This window comes from Hydrogenophaga sp. Root209 (assembly GCF_001428625.1).
GTDB lineage: Bacteria > Pseudomonadota > Gammaproteobacteria > Burkholderiales > Burkholderiaceae_C > Hydrogenophaga.
In genome coordinates this window covers 417934-440829 of the sequence record NZ_LMIE01000031.1, presented here as the reverse complement: position 1 = coordinate 440829, position 22896 = coordinate 417934, and the positions used below count along the sequence as shown (strand labels likewise).

Here is a 22896-nt window from a genome sequence, read left to right as displayed (position 1 = left end):
TCATCCGTTGAGTAACAGGAGCTCACCATGGAAACACAGGAACTGCACCGAGGTCGGCTGATCGACCACATCCAGCTCGTCGTGAAGGACCTCCCGGCCAGCCAGGCGTTTTATGAAGCCGTGTTCAAGGTCCTCAAGGTGCCGATGGGCGGCGCTGGCGAGGGTTATTTCTGGGCCGACGAACTCTTCGTCTCCACAGCCGGGAGCGGGGCCGCGAACGGCGCACTCACCGGACGCCATCACCTGGCTTTTCAGGCACAGGATCGCGCCACGGTCGATGCATTTCACAAAGCCGCGCTGGCCGCAGGCGGCAAGGACCACGGCGCGCCGGGTGAACGCAAGTACCACCCAGGCTACTACGCCGCCTTCGTCATCGATCCCGACGGAAACAACATCGAAGCTGTGTTCCACGGCGAGGCGCAGCGCAGCGCGCCGTCGGTCAAGGTGACGTTCTGAGGACTCAGTCCTCCAGCACCCGCACCTTGACCGCCTTGCCCTTGATGCGACCGTCGTTGAGCCGGCTGGCCACCTGCTGGGCAATGTCGCGGTCCACCGCCACATAGGTCGACCATTCGTTCACGTTGATCTTGCCCACCTGTTCTCGGGTGTAGCCCAGGTCGGCGGTGAGCGCACCCAGCACGTCGCCGGGGCGGATCTTCTCCTTGCGCCCGCCCTGGATGTGCAGCGTGACCATGGGTGGCACCAGCGGCCCCTGGCCGGTGGGCACGAGTTCGCTCAGCGGGTGCCACTTCGATTCACGGCCCTGCAGCTGCTCGATCTTGCCCACGCTGCCCATCTCGTCCATGCTGACCAGGTTGAGCGCCAGGCCGCTTTCGCCCGCACGGCCGGTGCGGCCAATGCGGTGGATGTGCACCTCGGCGTCGGGCGTCACGTCCACGTTGATCACGGCGGCCAGGCTGGTGATGTCGAGGCCGCGCGCGGCCACGTCGGTGGCCACCAGCACCGAGCAGCTGCGGTTGGCAAAGCGCACCAGCACCTGGTCGCGCTCGCGCTGCTCCAGCTCGCCGAACAGCGCCAGTGCGCTAATGCCCTGGGCCTGCAGCACGGCCACGAGGTCCCGGCATTGCGCCTTGGTGTTGCAGAAGGCCAGCGTGCTGGCCGGGCGAAAGTGGGCGAGCAGCTTGCTGACCGCGTCCAGGCGTTCGGTGTCCTTCACCTCGTACCAGCGTTGTTCGATCTGCGCGCCCGCGTGCTGTGCCTCCACCTTCACGGTGACGGGCTCACGCATGAACTGCGCGCTGAGCTTGGCAATGCCCTCGGGGTAGGTGGCGGAAAACAGCAAGGTCTGGCGCGTCTTCGGGCACTGCTTGGCCACGGTCACGATGTCGTCGAAGAAGCCCATGTCGAGCATGCGGTCGGCCTCGTCCAGCACCAGGGTGTTGAGTGCGTCCAGCGGCAGGCTGCCGCGCTCCAGGTGGTCCATGATGCGGCCCGGTGTGCCCACCACGATGTGCGCGCCGTGCTCCAGCGTGGCCAGTTGCCCGCGCAGCGGCACACCGCCGCACAGGGTGACGACCTTGATGTTGTCCTCGGCGCGCGCCAGGCGCCGGATCTCGGTGGTCACCTGGTCGGCCAGCTCGCGCGTGGGGCACAGCACCAGGGTCTGCACCGCAAAGCGGCGCGCGTTCAGGTTGGACAGCAGGGTGAGGGCGAAGGCGGCGGTCTTGCCGCTGCCGGTCTTGGCCTGGGCAATGATGTCCTTGCCCAGCAGCGCGGGCGGCAGCGCTGCGGCCTGGATCGGCGTCATTTCCAGGTAGCCGAGCTGCTCCAGGTTGGCCAGCGTGGCGGGGGAGAGGGGGAGGGTGCTGAAAGCGGTCGGGGGTGCGGAAGTCATCCCCGATTATCGGGGCTCAGGCCTGATGCATGGCGGTCAGCTCGGCGTCGCTGAAGCCTGCCGCCCGTCGCGCGGGTTCGTTGAACGGCGGCTTCAGGCGTGGCGCCGAATGCTCACGCGCCAGGCGCCGGTAGTGCGCCAGCGGCTCAATGCCCTGCCGCTCGCACAGCCAGCCATACCAGCGGTTGCCCACCGCCACATGGCCGATCTCGTCGCGCAGGATCACGTCGAGGATCTCGACCGCGCGCAGTGCGGCCGGCGTGCCCACCTTGCGCAGCCGTGCCTGCATGGGCGGCGTGGCGTCCAGGCCGCGGGCTTCCATGGTGCGTGGCACCAGCGCCATGCGGGCCGTCACGTCGTGCTGCGTTCGCACGCACATTTCCCACAGGCTGTTGTGCGCCGCGAAGTCGCCATAGTCGTGGCCCAGGGTTTGCAGGTGCGCGCGCAGCAGCCCGAAGTGGATGGCTTCTTCGTGGGCCACGCGCATCCAGTCGGTGTAGTACTCGGCAGGCATGTCGCGGAAGCGCCAGACGGCATCCAGGGCCAGATCGATCGCATTGAATTCGATGTGCGCCACTGCGTGCAGCAGCATCGCAAAGCCTTCCGGCGTGAACACCGAGCGTTGGGGCACGTCGACCGGCGCAATGAGCACGGGCCGCGCTGGCCGCCCGGGCAGGGATCGGGAGGCGTCGGGCGTGAGGAGCTCGGCTGGGTCCAACGATGTTCCGCCCGCTTGCAGGGCCTCAAAGAGCGCATGGGTGGCCGCCACCTTCTGGCCTGGCTCGCTGGTGCACAGCGCCTGCAGGGCCCCTGCGCGCAAAGATGCGGAAGGAAGATGCGACAGGTCGGCGGGGGCTTGCATCCCTACAATTCTAGGAAGCATCCCCAAATCAGCCAACGGAGACAACAGACATGGCCCTTTACGAACTCGACGGCACCGCTCCCCGCGTGGCCGAATCGGCCTGGGTGGCCGACAACGCCCAGGTGATCGGCAATGTGGTGCTGGGTGAAGACAGCAGCGTGTGGTTCGGCGTCACGGTGCGTGGCGACACCGAAACCATCACGATCGGGCGCGGCAGCAACATCCAGGACGGCAGCGTGCTGCACGCCGACGTGGGTCTGCCGCTGAACATCGGCGAAAACGTGACGGTGGGCCACCAGGTGATGCTGCACGGCTGCACCATCGGTGACGGCTCGCTGATCGGCATTGGCGCCGTGGTGCTCAATGGCGCGAAGATCGGCAAACACTGCCTGGTGGGCGCCGGCTCGCTGGTGACCGAAGGCAAGGAGTTCCCGGACGGCACGATGATCCTGGGCAGCCCGGCGCGCGTGGCCAAGACGCTTTCGCCCGAGCAGATCGAAGGCCTGCGCATGAGTGCCCAGCATTACACCGACAACGCCGCGCGTTTTCGCAAGACCTTGAAAAAGATCGACTGACCCCGATCTGCCACGATTGCGTTTTTTCGAACGATCCCTGAAAGCCCCGCTTGTCCGAACTCCACAAATTCGTCTTTGAAGGCATGCCCGTGCGCGGCATGCTGGTGCGCCTGACCGACGCCTGGCAGGAGATCCTGCAGCGCCACCGCGACGGCGGAGGCTACCCCACGGCCGTAACCGAACTGCTGGGCGAAATGACGGCTGCGGCCACGCTGATGCAGGCCAACATCAAGTTCAATGGCGCACTCATCATGCAGATCATGGGTGACGGGCCGGTGAAGCTGGCCGTGGCCGAAGTGCAGCCCGACCTCACCCTGCGCGCCACCGCCACCGTCATGGGTGACGTGGCCCCGGACGCTGCGCTGTCGCACATGGTCAACGTGACCAACCAGGGTCGCTGTGCCATCACGCTCGACCCCACGGACCGCCTGCCCGGCCAGCAGCCCTACCAGGGCGTCGTGCCCCTGTATGGCGACCAGCGCGAGAAGCTGGAGAAGCTCAGCGAGGTGATCGAGCACTACATGCTGCAGAGCGAGCAGCTCGACACGCGGCTGGTGCTCGCGGCCAACGAACACGTGGCCGCTGGCCTGCTGATCCAGCGCTTGCCGCTGCAGGGCAGTGGCAACCTCGCAGGCCAGTCGGGCGCGCGTGACGAAGACCAGATCGGCCTGAACGAGGACTACAACCGCATCGCCATTCTGGCGTCCAGCCTCAAACGTGAAGAGCTGCTGACGCTGGATGCCGACACGATCCTGCACCGCCTGTTCTGGGAAGAAGACGTGCGCCGCTTCGAACCCATGACGGGCGAAAACGGCCCGCGCTTTGCCTGTACCTGCTCGCGCGAGCGTGTGGGCAACATGCTGCGCAGCCTGGGTCGCGACGAGATCGACTCCATCCTGAGCGAGCAGGGGCAGGTGGAGGTGGGCTGCGAGTTTTGTGGCGCGCAGTACCGGTTTGATCCGGTGGACGCGGCGCAGGTGTTTCTGCAGCCAGCGCAGCAGGCACCTGCGAGCGACCAAAAACACTGATCAACCCGGCCGGTTCGTCACGAGCCCACTGAACAGCCGCCGCTCGCATTCGGGGTCGCTGCAGTTCTCGCAGGTCCATCGGCCGGTGCCGGCTTCCAGCAGCGGGTCGTGTGCCACGAGCGGGCGCTTCAGCAACACGCCCACCGCGCGCAGCGCGTGCCGCAAACGAGCCTCTGCCGTTCCGTAGACGGTCTGGAACGGGATGCCGGCCGACTGCAGTTCGCGTCGCAGCACAGCATCGATATCGGCCCGCATGCCGGGTCCTTCGCGGAACAGGCCGTCGGCCTGCCAGGGCAAGTCCAGGCCCATGAGCAGCGAGAGGTCGAGCCGTTTCTGCGCCACCAGCGAGGCGGGCAGGAGCGATAGATCGTTGAACACGCGCTCGCTGTACGCCGCGACCACCAGCGCCGTGGTGTCGGCCACCACCACCTGCACGCCGCTCTGCGCTGCGGAGTCGATGAGTCGGGTGTGTTCGTCGGCGATGGCTGCCTGCTCGTGCGCCAGCGGGGCGCGGCCTTCGCGTTCACACCACGCGCGCAGGTGCTCGGGCACGAACGTGGTCGGCACGTTCAGGGTGTTGAGGTGGTCGGCGAGGGCCAAGCCCAGTGTGGTCTTGCCGCTGGACTCGCCGCCGAGCAGCGTCACCGTGACGGCCGCCATGGCGTCAGCGCTTGTTCTGCGCGATCTGCACGAAGATTTCGTTGGGCTTGACCATGCCGAGTTCAGCGCGGGCGAGTTCCTCGACCATGTCCAGGCCCTCTTGCAGGTCGCGCACCTCGCTCATCAACTGGTCGTTGCGCTGCTGCGCGTCGCGGTTGGCCTGCTCCTGCGCGACGAACTGCTGCTTCATGCTCGTCACCCGCGGCACACTGCCCCGCCCGAACCACAGCTGGGCGTGCAGCACCAGCAGCAGCGCGATCAGCAGGGCAGGGATGAGACGGTTGGCCATGGGTCAGAAATCAGCGCAGGTTGTAGAAGGCAGCGCGACCGGGGTACACCGCCACTTCACCCAGGTCTTCCTCGATGCGCAGCAGCTGGTTGTACTTGGCCATGCGGTCCGAGCGCGAGAGCGAGCCGGTCTTGATCTGGCCGGCGTTGGTGCCCACGGCGATGTCGGCGATGGTGCTGTCTTCGGTCTCGCCCGAGCGGTGCGAAATGACGGCGGTGTAACCCGCGCGCTTGGCCATTTCGATCGCGGCGAAGGTCTCGGTCAGGGTGCCGATCTGGTTGATCTTGATCAGGATCGAGTTGCCGATGCGCTTGTCGATGCCTTCTTTCAGGATCTTGGTGTTGGTGACGAACAAATCATCGCCCACCAGCTGCACCTTGCTGCCCAGGCGTTCGGTCAGCACCTTCCAGCCGTCCCAGTCGCCTTCGGCCATGCCGTCTTCGATGCTGATGATGGGGTACTTGTCGACCCAGGTCGCCAGGATGTTGGTCCAGTCTTCGGCGCTCAGCACCAAGCCTTCGGCATCCAGGTGGTATTTGCCGTCCTTGTAGAACTCGCTGGCGGCGCAGTCCAGGCCCAGGGCGATCTGCTCACCGGCGGTGTAGCCGGCGTTGCTGATGGCTTCCAGAATCATCTGGATCGCGGCTTCGTGGTTCGCCACGTTCGGAGCAAAGCCACCTTCGTCGCCCACGGCAATGCTCATGCCCTTGTCGTGGATGATTTTCTTGAGCGCGTGGAACACCTCGGCACCCCAGCGCACGGCTTCGCGGAAGCTCGGTGCGCCCACGGGGATGATCATCAATTCCTGCAGGTCCAGGTTGTTGTTGGCGTGTGCGCCACCGTTGACCACGTTCATCATGGGCACGGGCATCTGCACCGCGCTCATGCCGCCGAAGTAGCGGTAGAGCGGCAGGCCAGCTTCTTCGGCCGCAGCGCGCGCCACCGCCATGGACACGGCCAGCATTGCGTTGGCGCCCAGGCGGCCCTTGTTGTCGGTGCCGTCCAGGTCGATCAGGGTCTTGTCCAGGAAGGCCTGCTCGGAGGCGTCCAGGCCCAGCACGGCTTCGGAGATTTCTGTGTTGATGTGCTCCACCGCCTTGAGCACGCCCTTGCCGAGGTAACGGCTCTTGTCGCCGTCGCGCAGCTCGATGGCTTCGCGCGAGCCGGTGGACGCGCCTGAAGGCACGGCCGCGCGGCCCATCACGCCGCTTTCCAGCAACACGTCGCATTCGACGGTGGGATTGCCGCGGCTGTCCAGGATCTCGCGGCCAACGATGTCAACGATTGCGCTCATGGGGTCATTACCTCTGGGTCAAAAAACAAAAAAGTGAATGGGGTTCAGGCGTTGAAATGGTCTTCAAGGAAGCCGTTCTTCTTCGCCACGGCGTCCAGCGCCAGCAGCGTTTCCAGCAGCGCCTTCATGTGTTTGAGCGGCACAGCGTTCGGGCCGTCGCTCATGGCCTTGGCGGGGTCGGGGTGGGTTTCCATGAAGAGGCCGGCCACGCCGACTGCCACTGCTGCACGCGCCAGCACCGGCACCATCTCGCGCTGGCCGCCGCTGCTGGTGCCTTGCCCGCCGGGCAACTGCACGCTGTGGGTGGCGTCAAACACCACCGGGGCACCGGTCTCGCGCATGATGGCCAGCGAACGCATGTCGCTCACGAGGTTGTTGTAGCCAAAGCTCGCGCCGCGCTCGCAGGCCATGAAGTTGTCTTCATTCAGGCCCAGTTCTTTCGCCGCCGCTCGCGCCTTGTCGATCACGTTCTTCATGTCGTGCGGCGCGAGGAACTGGCCCTTCTTGATGTTCACCGGTTTGCCGCTCTGCGCAACGGCTCGGATGAAGTCGGTCTGGCGGCACAGGAAGGCGGGCGTCTGCAGCACGTCGCAGACTTTCGCGGCTTCTGCGATGTCGTCTTCGCTGTGCACGTCGGTGAGCACCGGCACACCCAGCTCTCGTTTGACTTTGGCCAGAATCTCCAGACCCTTCTCGCGGCCGGGGCCGCGGTAAGTGGTGCCGCTGCTGCGGTTGGCCTTGTCGAAGCTGCTCTTGAAGATGAACGGGATGCCCAGGCTGCCGGTGATTTCTTTCAGCTGGCCCGCCACGTCCATCTGCAACTGCTCGGACTCGATCACGCAGGGGCCGGCGATCAGGAAGAAGGGCTGTTTGAGGCCGATGTCGAAGCCGCAGAGTTTCATGGTGGGAGCTCGATCAGGCGGTGGCCACGGCCGGGGTGTTTTTCGCCTGCTGGACCAACGCGGCTTTCACGTAGGCGTTGAACAGCGGGTGCCCGGCCCAAGGTGTGGACTTGAATTCGGGGTGGAACTGCACGCCCACGTACCAGGGGTGCACGCTCTGGGGCAGCTCCACCATTTCGGTGAGCTGCTCGCGCTGCGTGAGCGCCGAGATCACCAGACCGGCCTTGCGCAGCTGGTCGAGGTAGTTCACGTTGGCTTCGTACCGGTGGCGGTGGCGCTCGGTGACCACCGGGCCGTAGATCTGGTGGGCCAGCGTGCCAGGGGTCACGTCGGAGCTTTGTGCGCCCAGGCGCATGGTGCCGCCGAGGTCGGAGTTCGCGTCGCGTTGTTTGATGCTGCCGTCGGCGTCTTTCCACTCGGTGATGAGCGCAATGACGGGGTGCGGCGTGTCGGCCTCGAACTCGGTGCTGTTGGCGTCCTTGAGGCCGGCCACGTGCCGCGCGTACTCGATGGTGGCGACCTGCATGCCCAGGCAGATGCCGAGGTAAGGCACCTTGTGCTCGCGGGCGAAGCGCGCCGCGCAGATCTTGCCTTCGATGCCGCGCTTGCCGAAGCCGCCGGGCACCAGGATGGCGTCGAAACGGCCCAGCACCTGGGCCACGTTGGCCGGGTTGAGGGTTTCGGAGTCGATGTACTCGATCTGCACCTTGGCGTGGTTCTTCATGCCGGCGTGGCGCAGCGCTTCGTTGAGCGACTTGTAGCTGTCCGACAGGTCGACGTACTTGCCGACCATGGCGAGGTGCACCGTGGCCTTGGGGTGTTCAACTTCGTAGACCAGGTCGTCCCAGCGCTTGAGGCTGGCCGGTGGCGTGTTCAGTCGCAGCTTGTCGCAGATGAGGCCGTCCAGGCCCTGCTCGTGCAGGATGCGCGGCACCTTGTAGATGGTGTCCACGTCCCACATGGAGATCACGCCCCACTCGGGCACGTTGGAGAACAGGCTGATCTTGGCGCGCTCTTCGTCGGGAATGCGGCGGTCGGCGCGGCAGAGCAGGGCGTCGGCCTGGATACCGATGGCGCGCAGCTCCTTGGCGGTGTGCTGCGTGGGCTTGGTTTTCAGCTCGCCGGCGGCGGCGATCCAGGGCACGTAGCTCAGGTGCACGAACGCCGAGTTGTTCGGGCCCATGCGCAGGCTCATCTGGCGCACGGCCTCCAGGAACGGCAGCGACTCGATGTCGCCCACGGTGCCGCCGATCTCGACGATGGCCACGTCCACCGCGTCGGGCGTGCCGATGCCGGCGCCGCGCTGGATGAATTCCTGGATTTCGTTGGTGACGTGCGGGATCACCTGCACCGTCTTGCCGAGGTAGTCGCCCCGGCGTTCCTTCTCCAGCACCGACTGGTAGATCTTGCCGGTGGTGAAGTTGTTGGTCTTCTTCATGCGCGTTTCGATGAAACGCTCATAGTGACCCAGGTCCAGGTCGGTCTCGGCGCCGTCGTCGGTGACAAACACCTCGCCGTGCTGGAAGGGGGACATGGTGCCCGGATCCACGTTGATGTACGGGTCGAGCTTGATGAGGGTGACTTTGAGGCCGCGGGACTCAAGAATCGCGGCCAGGGATGCGGAGGCTATGCCTTTGCCCAGAGAGGACACCACACCGCCGGTGACGAACACAAATTTGGTCATGTCTCGGGCGAGCCAGATGCTCGCAGGAGGTGGAAATGGCGATTATAAATGCCGACCCCTGCCCCCACCCGGATGGCCGTGTGGACAGGGCCCAACTGCTACATTGCGCCCATGAACGAACTCACTGGAAAACACATCGTCCTGGGCCTCTCGGGCGGCATTGCCTGCTACAAAGCGGCCGAGCTGTGCCGGGCGCTGGTGAAAGAGGGTGCCACGGTGCAGGTGGTCATGACCGAGGCGGCCGAGCAGTTCATGACGGCAGTGACGATGCAGGCGCTCTCGGGCCGCCCGGTTTTCACCTCGCAGTGGGACGCGCGCACCTCGGGTGGCGCCGACAACAACATGCCGCACATCAACCTCAGCCGCGAGGCCAACGCCATCGTGGTCGCCCCGGCCAGCGCCGATTTCATGGCCAAGCTGGTGCACGGCCGGGCGGACGAACTGCTTTCGCTGATGTGCCTGGCGCGCCCCATCGAGAGCGTGCCGCTGATCCTGGCCCCCGCCATGAACCGCGAAATGTGGGCGCACCCGGCCACGCAGCGCAACATCGAGCAGTTGCGCACTGACGGCGCCACCGTGCTCGACGTGGGCGCGGGCGATCAGGCCTGTGGTGAAACCGGGGACGGCCGCATGCTGGAGCCCGACGAGCTTCTGTACGACCTGGTCCGCTTCTTCAAGTCCAAGGTGCTCGCGGGCCAGCAGGTGCTGGTGAGCGCCGGCCCCACCTTTGAAGCCATCGACCCGGTGCGCGGCCTGACCAACCTCTCCAGCGGCAAGATGGGTTTTGCCATCGCGCGCGCCGCGCACGAAGCGGGTGCCCATGTGACGCTGGTGGCCGGCCCGGTGGGCCTGCCCACGCCGCGCGGCGTGGGGCGAATCAACGTGAAGTCGGCGCTGGACATGAAGGAGGCGCTGGACCACCTGGCGCAGACCGCCACCGTGTTCGTCTCGGCCGCCGCCGTGGCCGACTGGCGCCCGGCGCAGACGATGGACCAGAAGATCAAGAAGGACGGCTCGGGCGAAGTGCCCACGCTGTCGTTCGTGGAGAACCCCGACATCCTGGCGGGCATTGCAGCGAGCCCGCGCGCGCAGGGCGGCGCGCTCTACTGCGTGGGTTTTGCCGCCGAGAGCCACGACCTGCTGGCCCACGCCCAGGCCAAGCGCGCGCGCAAGGGTGTGCCGCTGCTGGTGGGCAACATCGGCCCGGCCACCTTCGGCCAGGACGACAACGCGCTGTTGCTGGTGGACGCGCACGGCACCACCGAACTGCCGCGCGCGTCCAAGCTGGTGCTCGCACGCCAGCTGGTGGTCGAGATCGCGCGACGTTTGCAGGCCTGAAGGCCGCCGTCCGTGCCGTCCTACGCCCCCATCCGTGCCGTCGAGCGGGCGCTCGACGTGCTGCTGGCGCTCAACCGCCAGCCGGTCTGCCCGCTGGACCTGCTGCACCAGCAGACGCGCATCCCCAAGCCCACGCTCGTGCGTCTGCTGGAGACGCTGCAGGGAAAGGGCCTGGTGGTCCATTCACCGCAGTACGGGGCCTACAGCCTGGCGTCGGGCGTGAAAACGCTGTCCGCCGGCTACCACGGCGAGCCGCGCATCGTGGAGGCGACGGCCGCGCCGGCCGACGCCCTCACGCGCAAGATCAAGTGGCCCCTGGCCCTGGCCGTGCCCGACTACGACGCCGTGGTCGTGCGCTACAGCACCATCCCGAACTCGCCGCTGGCCCTGCTGCACTCGACCATCAACATGCGCCTGTCGCTGGTGGGGCGTGCGCTGGGGCGCGCCTACCTGGCGTTCTGCGGGCGCGAGGAGCGCCGAGCGCTGCTCGGCATCCTGCGTCTCTCGCCCAACGAGGAAGACGCGATGGCGCAGGACAAGGCCGCGCTGCAGGCGATGTTGCGCAAGATCCGCCAGCAAGGCTATGCGCTGCGCGCACCCGGCATCCGCCCGGTGTCGGGCACGCTCGCCGTGCCGGTGTTCGAGGGCCCACGCGTCGTGGCCACGATCGGCATGACCTGGATCGCCTCGACCTTCAGCAACGAGCAGGCGGTGGAGCGCTACCTCGAACCGCTGCAGACCCTGTCGCGGCAGGTGAGCGAGCGGCTGACCGCGCTGTGACACGAATCCCATCCCGAGACACCCTCCCATGACCATTGCCACCGCCCATCCCCGCCGCATCGGCATCGTCGGCGCCGGCGCCATCGGCGGCCACCTGGCCGCGCGGCTCGCGGGCGCGGGGCACGACGTCACGCTGCTGGCGCGTGGCGCCACGCTGGAGGCCCTGCGCACGCACGGCCTGCGCTACACCACCGGCGGCCAGCCAGAGCAGCGCATCGCGGTGCGCGCCGAATCCGCGCCGCAGGCCATGGGTCCGCAAGACCTCGTGGTCCTCGCGCTCAAGTCGCAGGCGCTGCCGACCGTGGTGCCGACCCTGCAGCCCCTGCTCGCGACCGATACGCCCGTGCTGACGCTGAACAACGGTCTGCCCTGGTGGTATTTCCTGGTGCCGGGCCAGCCGCTCGAAGGTCAGCGCCTGAGCCGCGTCGATCCGCAGGGCGAGACCGAACGCGCGGTGGAACTGTCACGTGTGCTGGGCGGCACCATCATGGCCTCGTGTTATTGCCCGCAGCCAGGCGTGGTGGTGCACAGCGCCGGTGCGCGCCTCGCGATCGGCGAGCCCGCAGGTGGCGTGAGCGAGCGCGCTTCGCTGTGGAGCGGTGTGCTGGCCGAGGCCGGCCTCGGCGCGGTGGCCAGCGCGCAGATCCGCAGCGACATCTGGCTCAAGCTGTTGGGCAACGTGTGCGCCAACCCGCTGAGCTTGCTGACCGGCGCCACGACCGACCGCATGCTCGACGACGCTGGTGTGAGCGCGCTGTTCGCGGCCATGATGGAGGAGTGCATCGCGTTGGGCCGGCGTCTGGGCCTGACGCTGGAGACCACGACCGGGCAGCGCATGGCGCAGACGCGCCAGCTCGGTGCCATCCGCAGTTCCATGCTGCAGGACCTGGAGGCTGGCCGCAGCGTCGAGCTTGATGCCATCCTGGGCGCGGCAATCGAATGCGCGCAGGCCGTGGGGCAGCCGGTGCCTCGGCTGCAGGACGTGTTCGCGCTGGCCTGCCTGCGCGCCCGCAGTGCGGGGCTATACCCCTAGCAAAAAACCGTTCGCACTGAGCTTGTCGAAGTGCATGCGCGCACACGGCTTCGGCAGGCTCAGCCCGAACGGGGATGGAGTCAGCCGGTTACAGGTTCCGGCGGCATCGGGTATTCGTCGCCGTTGCAGACCACGCCCTTTTTCGAGAAATCCCAGCGCGGTGGCGCGAAGATGTCCACCAGCACGCCCGGGGCGTCGATGTTGCGGCTGGTGTGCACGACCTTGGGCGGCACGACCAGCAGCGAGGGGCTGCCCATCTGCTCGGCCTCGTCCCCGCGCCACTGCGTCATGTCGGGTCCCCAGGGGAAGCGCAGGTGGTGCACGTAGGTGCCCGACAGCGCCAGCGAACCCTGCTCGAAGTCGGCGTGGCTGTGCGGGCTGAGCTTGTGCACGTCGCGCGCCACGGTGCGCTTGAGCAGCGGGTTCACCATCAGCTTGCGGGTGCGGAAGATGCGCATCTGGCTGCCTTCGGTGGCGAAGTCGGCCAGCCGGTAGTGGCGCAGCTTGTAGCCGCCCACGGGTTCGGGCCAGGCCACCAGCGGCGCGGCGTCCGGGTTGGGTGTGGCGTAGGCGGCGTGGTTGTCGGCCAGCGCGAGCAGGTCGGTCACGTCGCTGGAAAACACGCGCACCAGCAGGCCGCTGCCGCTCACGCGCAGCGTGCTCGGGCCCGGCGGCACGATGGTCAGGCTGTCAGGGTCGGTCTGCAGCGATGAGCCGCCGGCCTCCACCTGCACCGACAGACCCGGCGTGTCGGGCAGCAGCAGCACGTACTCGTCGGTGTTGTCGCGTTGCAGCGTGTCGCCCGGCTGCACGCGCGAGACCACGACGACGAAGTTGGCGCCGCGCGTGATCCACGCAGGGCAACTGTCGCCCGGCACGGCGCGAGGCGCGTGGTCGTGGTGGCGGGCGTAGGTGGCGAGTTGGGAGGGCAGCAAGGGCATCTTGAAATTCCTCGGTGGGTCAGTTGGCGTGCGCAATGGCTTGGGCGGCCTGGCGCAGCAGGGTCTGGTCGGAAGAAACGATGAACCAGTTGGCACCGAGCGCGGCGAATTCGTCGCGTTCCGCATTGCCGGCCACGAACATGCCGGCGAACTTGCCGGCCTTTTGGGCCGCGGCCAGCACATGGCGAGTGGCGTCGAGCACGCGCGGGTCGCGCGGGCTGTCCAGGCCCATGGAAAGGGCGAGGTCGGCGCGGCCCACGAACAGGCCGGCCACACCGGGCACCGCGGCGATGGCCTCGGCTTCTGTCACGGCGGCCCCGGATTCGATCTGGCAGATCACCTGGGCCTCGTCACCGATGCGCAGCGCCTCCTTCATGCCCAGGCTGCCGTAGCCGGCAAAGCGTGGCGAACTGGAATAACCGCGCACGCCGCCGCGGTAGCGCGCCATGGCGACCACGTCGCGCGCTTGTTCGGCGCTGTCGACGTGGGGAACCAGCAGGCCGGTGGCACCGAGGTCAAGGCACGACAGCACCACGGAAGGACTGGCCTCGGCGATGCGGATGAAGGCCTGCAGGCCGCTGGCGCGCGCGGCCAGCACCATCAGGTCCAGCATGGCACGGTCCAGCGGCGCGTGTTCGGCGTCCAGGCAGACAAAGTCGAGCCCGGTGGTGCCCAGCACTTCGACGATGTGAGGTGAGGCGGTCTTGACGAACGTGCCCAGTTTCAGTTGGCGGGTCATGGTGGGTTCACTTCGGGGGTTTCTGCAGTTGCGGGCGGTTGTGCAGCGCGCCCAGCTCGGCGTAGAGCGGACCGCCCAGTCGGGCGATGGGGCGCAACTTCACGCTGTCGACATATCGGCCGTCGAACACGGAGGACGAGAGGTGGAACAGCAGCACCTCGCCGATGTAGAGCGTGTTCAGGCCCCGGCCCAGCGTGATCGCGCGCTCCAGGCGGCATTCCATCTGGATCGGCGAGATCGCCACGCGCGGGACCGCGATGCGTTCACCGGGCAGCAACTCGATGCCCAGCGCCTCGATCTCGCTGGTCTCGGCGGGATAGTCGGCGCTGCAGCCGTGCATCAGGTCCATGGCGTCGAAGGTGGCCACGTTGACCACGAACTCGCCGGTCTCGACGATGTTGCGCGCCGTGTCCTTGAGCTGGCCGTCCTTGGTGCCGATGTTCACGGCCACCATGGGCGGGCTGTGGGCCACGTAGTTGTAGGAACTGAACGGCGCGGCGTTGACCACGCCGCCCTTGCTGCGGGTGGTGATCCACGCCACCGGGCGCGGCACCACGGCACCGACCAGCAGCCGGTAGGCCGTGGCCGTGTCCATGGTGGTGGCGTCCAGGGTGGTGAAGTCGGGTCGGGACATCGTCACTGGCCCTGGATTCAGGCGCGGCGGCCGCTGCCGCCCTTCTGGAAAATGCGGCGACCGGTGTCGTGGAACAAGGCGCGCTTCTCCGCTTCGGTCAACAGCGTGGCGGAGTCGATGGCGCGTTGCACCATGTCCTTGTAGGTGCCTGACGAGGTGCCGATGTCCGAGCCCCACATGAGGCGGTCGGCTCCGTAGAGGTCGACCGCGCGGCGCAACACCTTGTCGGCGGGGATGCCCTCCTCGCGGCAGATGTCGAGGTTGATCGATGTCCACTTGAACGAGATGTTCTGGATGGGCGAGAGCGTCTCGTAGCGTTCGTCGAGACCGAAGTGTTCGCCTTCTTCCATCTCGGGCTCGAGCAGGTGGTCGAGCACGATGTTCACGTTCGGGTACTGCCTCGACAGCTCGATCAGCGCCGGGATGGAAGGGCCGCCACCACCGATGGACAGCACCTCCAGGTTCATCACCAGGCCGAATTCGTTCGCCACTTCCCAGGTCTTGAGCGCCATCGGCGAGTTGAGCCAGGGCATGCTGCCGTCGGGTTGGCGGCCACCGAAGAGGCGCACGCCGGCCAGGCCGTGGTTGGCGATCCAGTCGCGCACCAGCGGCGCGGTGCCCGCATCCTCGGCGTCCAGGATGACCACGGCGGAGAAGATCTCCGGGTGGCGGTCCGACGAGTCGAGGATGTAGCTGTTGTCGTAGCGGTAGACCATGCGCTTCTGCACCGCCACCGCACCGCCCACGTTCTCTTCCTTCATCCACACCAGCATGCGCGAGACGTCGGGCACTTCGTTGATGGGGTTGGGGCCGTGGTGGCCGCCGGGTGTGCCGATCACACCGGGCAGGCGGGGCGGCGCGTTGGCTGCGCGCTGCATGGGTTTGCGCGGGTAGGCGGTCTGGTCATCGGCAACCAGGTGGGCGTGGGCATCGAACAGCAGGGGGCGGGAAGAGGCGCTCATGGGGATCCGGAAAAAAAGTGGGCGGCCCGCAGGCCACGGAGGGAAGGGCGTCAGTTGAGGGTGACCTTGGCGGTGGCGATGACCTTCTGCCACTTCTTGGAGTCCTCATCCATCATCTTGCGCAGCAGGGTCGGCGGGCCCACATTGACCACGGCGCCGTACGTTTGCAGCTTGGCTTTGCCATACGTGGAACTCACGATGTTGTTGATTTCGGTGTTGAGCGACTTGATGATCTCGGGCGACAGGCCGGCCGGGCCGACGATGGCAAACCACACCGTGGCCACCATGTCGATGCCCTGTTCCTTGGCGGTCGGGATGTTGGGCAGACCCGGGTAGCGCGTTGCCGAGGTCACCGCCAGGCCGTGCAGCTTGCCCGAGGCGAGGTTGGGTATGAAGGCGGTGATGGGCGCCGAGAGGGCCTGGATGCTGCCGCCGAGCAGGTCGGTCAGGGCCGGTGTGTCGCCACGGTAGGCCACGGTGGAGAGCTTGGTGTTGGTCACCAACGAGAGCTGTTCCAGCGCCAGGTGGCCGATGGTGCCGTTGCCAGGTTGGCCCACGGTGTAGGCGTCTGGGTTGGCTTTGGCCTGCTGAATGAATTCCTTGAGGTTCTTGGCGGGGACCTTGGGGTTGCTGGTCAGCACCAGCGGGATTTCGCACACCAGCGCGATCGGAGCAAGGTCTTTGTCCGAGTTGAACGGCATCTCTTTGTAGAGGAACTTGTTGTTCACCAGCGGGCCAGAGGTGGACAGGCCGATGGTGTAGCCGTCGGGGGCGGCTTTGGCCACCGCGTCGGTGCCGATGTTGCCGCCCGCGCCGCCGCGGTTGTCGACGATGAACGCCTGGCCGAACTTCTCGCTCAGGCCCTGGGCGATGAAGCGCGCCACGAGGTCGGTGCTGCCGCCGGCGGGGAAGGGCACGACGATGCGCACTGGTTTGGCGGGCCAGTTGCCGCTCTGCGCCAGCGCTGGCGCGCTGCCCGCGAAGCCGGCGGCGAGGCAGGCGGTGGCAAGTACGGTCTGGAAAGTTCTGCGTTGCATGGTGTCTCCTGGGTGGGGTGGGATCAAAGTCAGCCGGCTTGCCTCGCCCGCCGCAGGCGGTCGAGGATGTCGGGCATGCGGGCCTGCGCGCGCTCGCGCAGTTGGTCGTAGGTGCTGCCACCGTGCGCGTCGATCGCCACCGTGGCCGGACCGAGCGCCGCGACGTCCAGCGTCAGCAGGCGGAATTGCGAGATGTATTCGTTCCAGTGCGAGCTGCGCACGCCGCGCAGCGCACGCGACAACAGCGGGCTGCCGCCGCCCAGGAAGGACAGGTAGGCGCAACCGCAGTCGCGCAGCGCGGCCACGCTGGCATCGTCCAGCCCGCCCTTGCCGCCCACCAGCCGCAGACCCAGGCCGCGCACGATGTCGGGCATCCAGGCGTTGTAGCGCGTGCTGGTGCTGGGGTTGAGGTAGAGCGGCACCGGGGTGCCGTTTTGCTCGCGCACATAGGTGCTGAGGTGGAAGAAGGCGCCGCCCCGCAGGTCCACCGGCAGCGCGTCGCCGTTGCGCGCGGCCTCGGCCAGGCGTTTGTGGGTGGGGATGCCGATGCTCACCGTCACCGCACCGGTGAGCGTGACCATGTCGCCCACGCGCAGTTCGCGCACGCGCTCTTCCGACAGGGGCAATGTCAATTCGTGCAGGCGGCTCACGGCGGGTGCTTCAGTCATACAGCATTTCCACGCGTCCATCGCCGTGGATGCGCGCGGCCGTGCGGCGGTTGATCCAGCAGTTCAGGCACACCGCCACCGGCACGAAGCCGTGGCTGGCCGAGTAGTCCACGTTCACCGCCATGGCGCTGCAGTCGCCGCCGGTGCCCATGGCGCCAAAGCCCATCTGGTTGATCGCGTCGAGCAGGCGTTGCTCGATGCCGGCCAGCAGCGGGTCGGGTTGGGGCTTGCCATGCGGGCGCAGCACCTGTTCCTTGGCCAGACGCGTGGCCTGGTCGAAGGTGCCGCCGATGCCCACGCCCACGACGATGGGCAGGCAGGGCTGCGACCCGGCGCGCAGCACCACGTCCAGCACGTACTTCTCCACATCCTCGACGCTCGGGTAGACGAAGGCCTCCACCGCTTCCCAGCGGCCCGTGCCCATGGCCTTGGGCGCGCAGACGATGTCCATGTAGTCGGCGTCGTCGATGACGTCGAAGGTGACGATGGGAATGTCCTTGCCCGCGTGGCTGCGCTCGTGCGTCAGCGGGTGCGTGACCATCTTGAGAATGGGCGGGTCGATGTTGGCCGCCATGTCGGCCAGGCCGTCGACCATGGCCTGGCGCACCGGCCCGCTGAACTGCACGCGGGTGCCGATCTTCACGCTGTAGGTGGGAATGCCGACATCGCTGCAGACCAGCTGGCCGCTGCGCGCGGCGGTGTCCGCGCTCTCCAGCATCATCGTGAAGGTGCGGCGCGCCGTCGGGTCCGTTTCGCGCTCGCCGGCACGCGCCAGCACGGCACGCGTGTCGTCGGGAATCTTCTTGAGTGACCGCTCGTAAAGCGAAGCGGTGACCGCCCTGATCGTGGCGCTGGGGATGGGCATCTTGTCGTTGAACCGGTGTTGTCTCCGGCCCGGATCATGCGCCCCCGTCTGCGGTGCTTCAAGTCAAATTCTTCGATGTTTCAACAGTTGAAAAGTTGGACGCAACCAGAGGACAAGCCAGTGATCCGTCACACCGCGTCCCACCAGGGCAGGAGCCGCTTCATCGCGGCCACTTCACCGCAGTGATCGGGCGCATAACCCGGCAGGCCCGCCAACTGGTCGTGCCAGGCGCGGCTGCGCAGGCGCTGCAGCAGGCGTTGCACGGCGGGCTGTTCCAGCGCGGTCTTCAGGCACACCAGCAGGTAGCGCTCCTCGGTGAGCGGCACAAAGCCCAGACCCTGGGTGCGGGCGGCGTACTCGGTGCCCAGGCCCACATCGGCCGTGCCGCTGGCCACCGCCTGGGCCACCGCGGCGTGTGAACTCTCCACATGCTCGAAGCCGGTGATGTCTTCCGGCATCAGCAGGGCCTGGGTGAGCAGTTCGTCCATCAGCAAACGTGTGCCGGTGCCCAGCGCACGGTTGACGAAGCGAGCCTGCAGGCGCGCCACGTCGTTCATGTCGTGAAGCCGCAGCGGGTTGCCGGGCGCCACCATCAGGCCCTGGGCGCGGCGCGCGAAACCGATGATCTTGTGCAGCCCGGGCTTGAGCAACGGGCGGTAGGTGCGCGCGCTCTGGCTGCCCGAGGCGGCGAACGGCTGGGTGTGAAAGCCAGCCAGGGCGCAGCGGCCTTCGTTGAGTGCCCGAATGGCGTCCACGCTGCCGCAGAAGCGGATGTCCAGGTGCAGACGGCCCGTGTCCTTGCCCCCGGGTGTGCTGGTGGCGGCAAATTCCTGCAGGGCGCTCAAGGCGTGGTCGTGGCTCGCGTACAGCGTGAGCACCTCGCTGTCGCCTTCCTCCCCGGCGTCGTCGAAGGCTCGGGCGAATGCGCGCTCCAGCTCGGCCCGCAGGCCTTCAATCTGGGGCCCCAGGCGCGCCTGTGCCAACCGCTCGGCCATCAGCAACCGTTCGCCAAACGGCGTGAGGCGCGCTGCCTGGCCGCGTTCCCAGAACACCAGCGCCTGGCCCAGGGCCGCTTCCCAGTCCTTGAGCTGCCCCCAGACATGGCGGTACGACAGGTTCAGCTGTCGCGCAGCGGCCGAGATGGAGCCACTGGTGTGCACGGCCTGCAGCACGTCCATCATCGGATTGCGCAGCAGCGCATGACCGCTGGAACGGCCCGGTGCGCGGGCGGCGAACGCGTACGACAACTGGATCTGTTTCATGGTCCGCGAGTGTGCCCCAAGCGCGCTGTGTCTCCGCCAGGCCAGGCGCCGTGACCACTGCAACGTATGAAATGAATTGCCTATGCAAGGCGGTTCATACCGCGTCAGTACGTAGCTGCCCGTGGGGGTATCTCCCCTATGCTCAGCGTCCACATGAACACCTTTTCCGATAGCGTCACCACCGCACTGCAACTGGTGGTTTCGGGCGATCCGGGTCTGTGGTCGGTGGTGAGCCGGTCCCTGTCGGTGAGCGCCATGGCGTGTCTGCTGGCCTGCGGGCTGGGCTTGGTGCTGGGTGCCTGGCTGGCGGTCTCGCGTTTCCCGGGTCGCGGTGCCGTGCTCACCCTGCTCAACACGTTTCTGGCCGTGCCTTCGGTGGTGGTCGGTCTGGTCATTTATCTCTTGCTGTCACGCTCGGGTCCCTTGGGATTCCTCGGCTGGTTGTTCAGCTTCCAGGCCATGGTGCTGGCGCAGGCCTGTCTGGTGCTGCCGCTGGTCACGGCGCTCACGCGCCAGGTGGTGGAAGACGCCGACCGCAACCATGGCGAGCAACTCTCGTCCCTGGGTGCGGGGCCGGTGCTGCGCAGTCTGCTGCTGGCCTGGGACGACCGCTACGCCCTCATCACCGTGTTGCTCACGGCGTTTGGCCGCGCGGTGTCCGAAGTGGGCGCGGTGATGATCGTGGGCGGCAACATCGAAGGCTTCACCCGCGTCATGACGACCGCGATCGCGCTGGAAACCAGCAAGGGCGATCTGCCACTGGCGCTGGGCCTGGGCCTGGTGCTGCTGGCCGTGGTGCTGGTGCTCAATGCCCTGGTGTCGCTGGTGAGCCGCTGGCGCGAGCGTGCCGACAGCGCCGATGCGACGCGCCTGAAGCTGGTGACCCCATGACCGGTCTGCCCGTCAACGCAGTGGTGCCCGCGGTCTGTTTTGACCTGCGCAACGTGCAGGTGCACCTGGGCCCCGCCGGACGGCTGCATGCCCTGGCCGATATCTATCTGCGCATCCAGGCCGGCGAGCGCGTGGCACTGGTGGGCGCCAACGGCAGCGGAAAGAGCACGCTGCTGCGCACCCTGCACAGCCTGCAGCGCATCAGCGGTGGTGAACTGCATGCGTCGAGCCAGCAGCGCGTGGCCATGCTGTTTCAGCGACCCCACATGCTGCGGCTGAGCGTGCGGCTGAACATCCAGCTCGGGCTCTGGCTCAAGGGCGTGGCCTGGCGCGAAACGCGTGCCCTGGCGCTGGCCGCGCTGGACCGCGTGGAGCTGGGCCACCTTGCCGAGCGCAATGCCCGCGCGCTCTCGGGCGGGCAGCAGCAGCGCGTGGCACTGGCCCGCGCCTGGGCCTTGCGGCCCGACGTGTGGCTGCTCGACGAACCCACCGCCAGCCTGGATCCACATGCCAAACGCGAGGTGGAAGCACAGATCGCCGAGTTCACGCTGGGACACCCACAAGCGTCTGGTGAGCGCCCACCCACGCTGGTGTTCAGCAGCCACAACCTCGGTCAGGTCAAGCGCCTGGCCAGCCGCGTGATCTACCTCGAGCAGGGGCGGCTGCTGGCCGACCTGCCGGTGGCCGATTTTTTCAACCGCGACCTGTTGCGCACACTGTGCCCGCAGGCCCATTTGTTTGTCCAAGGAGAAAGTTGATGAATGCATTCCGCCGCCTGACCCTCGCCGCCGCCCTCGGCACCGCCTTGCTGGCCAGCGCCGGTGCCATGGCGCAAAGCATCGTGGTGGCTTCCACCACGTCCACCGAGCAGTCGGGGCTGTTCTCGTACCTGTTGCCCGAATTCAAGAAGGTCAGCGGCATCGACGTGAAGGTCGTTGCCCTCGGCACGGGCCAAGCCATCGACATGGCGCGCCGGGGCGATGCCGACGTGCTCTTCGTGCACGACAAGCTGGCCGAAGAGAAGTTCGTGGCCGACGGCTTTGCAGCCAAGCGCCGGGAGGTCATGTACAACGACTTCGTGCTGATCGGCCCCAAGGCCGACCCTGTGCAGGTCAGGGGCAACGACATCGTGGCCGCGATGAAGAAGGTGGCTGCGGCCAACGCATCCTTCATCTCGCGCGGCGACAAGAGCGGCACGCACGCGGCCGAGCTGCGGTTCTGGAAGATGACGGACACCGATGCCAACAAGGGCACCGGCTACAAGGAATGCGGCTGCGGCATGGGCCCGGCGCTCAACATCGCGTCCAGCGCCGGCGGCTACGTGCTGGCCGACCGCGGCACCTGGCTCAACTTCAAGAACCGCGCCGATCTCGTGGTGCTGGTCGAAGGCGACAAGCGCCTGTTCAACCAGTACGGCGTGATGCTGGTGAGCGCCGCCAAGCACCCGCAGGTGAAGACCGCCGAAGGCCAGAAGTTCGTCGACTGGGTCACCGGACCGGCCGGGCAGGCGGTCATCGCCAACTACAAGATCGGTGGCGAGCAACTGTTTTTCCCCAATGCCTCGAAGTGAAGTGCCATGCGCCGCAGCAGCCTGATGACGGTCGTTGCCCTGGTTGCGCTGGCCGGCTGTGCTTCGCCTGAGGCTACCCCCCTGATGAAGGAACCCTTGCAGGTATACGCCGCGGGCAGCCTGCGCGAGGCGCTGACCGAGATCGCGCGCGACCACGAGGCGCGCACCGGGCAGAAGATCGCGCTGACCTTCGGCGCTTCGGGCCTGCTGCGCGAGCGCATTGAAAAAGGCGAGGGCGCCCAGGTGTTCGCCTCGGCCGACACGCAGCATCCGCAGCGCCTCGCGGCCGCCGGTGGCTGGGTGCCGCACACCGTGTTCGTGCGCAACAGCCTGTGCGCGCTGACGCAGGCCAGCGTGAACACCACGCCGCAGAACCTGCTGGAGACGATGCTCGACCCGGCCGTGAAGCTGGGCACCTCCACACCGAAAGCCGATCCCTCTGGCGACTACGCGTGGGAGCTGTTCCGCAAGGCCGAGACGGTGCGCACTGGCGCGTATGCCGCGCTGGAGGCCAAGGCACTCAAGCTCACCGGGGGTCCCGACTCCCCCAAGCCACCTGCCGGCCAGGGCACCTACGCCTGGGTGATGGACCAGGGCCAGGCCGATGTGTTCCTCACCTACTGCACCAACGCCGTGGCCTCGCAAAAAGAGGTGCCGCGTCTGAAGGTGGTGCAAGTGCCAGCCGCCTTGCAGGTGGGCGCGTCGTACGGTCTCACCGTGCGGCGTGGAGCGCCTGCGTCGGCCGAAGCCTTCGCCAAAGCGCTGCTGGCGCCGCCCGCGCAGGTCACGTTTGCGCGATACGGCTTTGGGCAGCCCTGATGATCCGGGTCCGCGCCGACACGAGCTGCTGCTGAGCGCGACGGGCGCGCAGGCCAACGTGCTGAAGATCCGCCCGCCGCTGGTTTTCCAGCGCGAGCACGCGGACCTGCTGGTGGAGCGGCTCGACGAGGTGTTGACCACCATCGGTTGAGATGAGCCCGCAGAGGTTGCTGTCTGAGGCGCCGGGTCGGCACATGGGCGGTCAGCC

General features: G+C 67.2%; 26 protein-coding genes. 11 read left to right on the top strand and 15 right to left on the bottom strand.

Translation table 11 applies throughout. From position 1 onward, the window contains the following. Positions 1–27: 27 nt before the first annotated feature. Entirely contained in the window at positions 28–456 is a 429-nt protein-coding gene (locus ASE11_RS20575; RefSeq protein WP_056275976.1) for a VOC family protein, read from the top strand. Between the two features lie 4 nt (positions 457–460). On the opposite strand, the gene dbpA is transcribed toward ASE11_RS20575, so the two are convergent. Together dbpA and ASE11_RS20565 are read right to left on the bottom strand one after the other, a co-directional pair. Continuing rightward, on the bottom strand, positions 461–1855 hold the full coding sequence (gene dbpA, locus ASE11_RS20570; RefSeq protein ID WP_056275973.1) for an ATP-dependent RNA helicase DbpA: 1395 nt from the start codon (positions 1853–1855) through the stop codon (positions 461–463). A 16-nt stretch (positions 1856–1871) separates the two neighbouring features. After that, a complete protein-coding gene (locus ASE11_RS20565; RefSeq protein WP_056275970.1) occupies positions 1872–2717 on the bottom strand; it encodes a ferritin-like domain-containing protein in 846 nt (281 codons plus the stop codon). 50 nt (positions 2718–2767) lie between these two features. On the opposite strand from ASE11_RS20565, the gene ASE11_RS20560 reads away from it, so the two are divergent. Both ASE11_RS20560 and ASE11_RS20555 read left to right on the top strand, forming a co-directional pair. After that, on the top strand, positions 2768–3292 hold the full coding sequence (locus ASE11_RS20560) for a gamma carbonic anhydrase family protein (RefSeq protein WP_056275967.1): 525 nt from the start codon (positions 2768–2770) through the stop codon (positions 3290–3292). Between the two features lie 50 nt (positions 3293–3342). Beyond that, positions 3343–4320: an Hsp33 family molecular chaperone HslO gene (locus tag ASE11_RS20555; protein ID WP_056275963.1), complete on the top strand. Its 978-nt coding sequence runs from the start codon at positions 3343–3345 to the stop codon at positions 4318–4320. Here the strand turns inward: ASE11_RS20555 and ASE11_RS20550 are convergent, their stop codons facing one another. From ASE11_RS20550 to ASE11_RS20530, 5 genes are read right to left on the bottom strand one after another with little or no spacing between them, the layout of a single operon-like run. Continuing rightward, positions 4321–4980, bottom strand: a complete 660-nt coding sequence (locus tag ASE11_RS20550) for an AAA family ATPase (RefSeq protein WP_056275961.1) — start codon at positions 4978–4980, stop codon at positions 4321–4323. A 4-nt stretch (positions 4981–4984) separates the two neighbouring features. Continuing rightward, entirely contained in the window at positions 4985–5269 is a 285-nt protein-coding gene (ftsB, locus tag ASE11_RS20545) for a cell division protein FtsB (RefSeq protein WP_056275957.1), read from the bottom strand. 10 nt (positions 5270–5279) lie between these two features. After that, on the bottom strand, positions 5280–6563 hold the full coding sequence (gene eno / locus ASE11_RS20540) for a phosphopyruvate hydratase (RefSeq protein WP_056275954.1): 1284 nt from the start codon (positions 6561–6563) through the stop codon (positions 5280–5282). Between the two features lie 44 nt (positions 6564–6607). Then, a complete protein-coding gene (kdsA, locus tag ASE11_RS20535; protein WP_056275951.1) occupies positions 6608–7465 on the bottom strand; it encodes a 3-deoxy-8-phosphooctulonate synthase in 858 nt (285 codons plus the stop codon). 13 nt (positions 7466–7478) lie between these two features. Beyond that, complete coding sequence (locus tag ASE11_RS20530; RefSeq protein ID WP_056275947.1) at positions 7479–9149, bottom strand: CTP synthase; 1671 nt, start codon at positions 9147–9149, stop codon at positions 7479–7481. Between the two features lie 111 nt (positions 9150–9260). Between ASE11_RS20530 and coaBC the strand changes: the two genes are divergently transcribed. Genes coaBC through ASE11_RS20515 form a run of 3 tightly spaced genes read left to right on the top strand, consistent with a single transcriptional unit; the run spans position 9261 to position 12300 of the window. Beyond that, complete coding sequence (gene coaBC / locus ASE11_RS20525) at positions 9261–10487, top strand: bifunctional phosphopantothenoylcysteine decarboxylase/phosphopantothenate--cysteine ligase CoaBC (RefSeq protein WP_056276458.1); 1227 nt, start codon at positions 9261–9263, stop codon at positions 10485–10487. Between the two features lie 12 nt (positions 10488–10499). After that, entirely contained in the window at positions 10500–11267 is a 768-nt protein-coding gene (locus tag ASE11_RS20520) for a DNA-binding transcriptional regulator (protein ID WP_056275946.1), read from the top strand. A 28-nt stretch (positions 11268–11295) separates the two neighbouring features. Further along, positions 11296–12300 (top strand): ketopantoate reductase family protein, encoded by a 1005-nt coding sequence (locus ASE11_RS20515; protein ID WP_056275943.1) that lies wholly within the window; start codon positions 11296–11298, stop codon positions 12298–12300. 80 nt (positions 12301–12380) lie between these two features. Here ASE11_RS20515 and ASE11_RS20510 read toward each other — a convergent pair whose 3' ends face one another. From ASE11_RS20510 to ASE11_RS20475, 8 genes are all read right to left on the bottom strand, one after another. Next, a complete protein-coding gene (locus ASE11_RS20510; RefSeq protein WP_056275940.1) occupies positions 12381–13241 on the bottom strand; it encodes a hypothetical protein in 861 nt (286 codons plus the stop codon). 19 nt (positions 13242–13260) lie between these two features. After that, positions 13261–13980, bottom strand: coding sequence for an HpcH/HpaI aldolase family protein (locus ASE11_RS20505; protein WP_056275939.1), 720 nt, complete (start codon positions 13978–13980; stop codon positions 13261–13263). A gap of 7 nt (positions 13981–13987) precedes the next feature. Beyond that, positions 13988–14614: a flavin reductase family protein gene (locus ASE11_RS20500; protein ID WP_056275936.1), complete on the bottom strand. Its 627-nt coding sequence runs from the start codon at positions 14612–14614 to the stop codon at positions 13988–13990. A 17-nt stretch (positions 14615–14631) separates the two neighbouring features. Further along, positions 14632–15576 carry an amidohydrolase family protein gene (locus tag ASE11_RS20495; RefSeq protein WP_156406430.1) on the bottom strand — a complete coding sequence of 315 codons (945 nt, stop codon included), beginning with the start codon at positions 15574–15576 and terminating at the stop codon, positions 14632–14634. 50 nt (positions 15577–15626) lie between these two features. After that, positions 15627–16613 carry a Bug family tripartite tricarboxylate transporter substrate binding protein gene (locus ASE11_RS20490; protein WP_056275933.1) on the bottom strand — a complete coding sequence of 329 codons (987 nt, stop codon included), beginning with the start codon at positions 16611–16613 and terminating at the stop codon, positions 15627–15629. 29 nt (positions 16614–16642) lie between these two features. Next, positions 16643–17281: a fumarate hydratase C-terminal domain-containing protein gene (locus tag ASE11_RS20485; protein WP_056275930.1), complete on the bottom strand. Its 639-nt coding sequence runs from the start codon at positions 17279–17281 to the stop codon at positions 16643–16645. After that, positions 17274–18146, bottom strand: a complete 873-nt coding sequence (locus ASE11_RS20480) for a fumarate hydratase (protein WP_056275927.1) — start codon at positions 18144–18146, stop codon at positions 17274–17276. The genes ASE11_RS20485 and ASE11_RS20480 overlap by 8 nt, the downstream gene beginning before the upstream one ends. Before the next feature lie 128 nt (positions 18147–18274). After that, the gene (locus ASE11_RS20475) at positions 18275–19408 is read right to left on the bottom strand and encodes a substrate-binding domain-containing protein (protein WP_056275924.1); all 1134 of its coding nucleotides are present in this window, start codon (positions 19406–19408) and stop codon (positions 18275–18277) included. A gap of 153 nt (positions 19409–19561) precedes the next feature. Here ASE11_RS20475 and ASE11_RS20470 point away from each other — a divergent pair, with 153 nt between their 5' ends. The 5 genes from ASE11_RS20470 to ASE11_RS26015 are packed head-to-tail and all read left to right on the top strand — an operon-like array spanning position 19562 to position 22839. Then, a complete protein-coding gene (locus ASE11_RS20470; RefSeq protein ID WP_056275922.1) occupies positions 19562–20299 on the top strand; it encodes an ABC transporter permease in 738 nt (245 codons plus the stop codon). Further along, positions 20296–21057 (top strand): ATP-binding cassette domain-containing protein, encoded by a 762-nt coding sequence (locus ASE11_RS20465; protein ID WP_056275919.1) that lies wholly within the window; start codon positions 20296–20298, stop codon positions 21055–21057. The genes ASE11_RS20470 and ASE11_RS20465 overlap by 4 nt, the downstream gene beginning before the upstream one ends. Beyond that, positions 21057–21869 (top strand): extracellular solute-binding protein, encoded by an 813-nt coding sequence (locus ASE11_RS20460; RefSeq protein ID WP_056275915.1) that lies wholly within the window; start codon positions 21057–21059, stop codon positions 21867–21869. Before ASE11_RS20465 ends, ASE11_RS20460 begins: the two co-directional genes overlap by 1 nt. 6 nt (positions 21870–21875) lie before the next feature. Beyond that, positions 21876–22688, top strand: a complete 813-nt coding sequence (locus ASE11_RS20455; protein WP_082585896.1) for a molybdate ABC transporter substrate-binding protein — start codon at positions 21876–21878, stop codon at positions 22686–22688. After that, positions 22675–22839, top strand: a complete 165-nt coding sequence (locus ASE11_RS26015; protein WP_321166270.1) for a hypothetical protein — start codon at positions 22675–22677, stop codon at positions 22837–22839. Before ASE11_RS20455 ends, ASE11_RS26015 begins: the two co-directional genes overlap by 14 nt. Positions 22840–22896 lie beyond the last annotated feature (57 nt).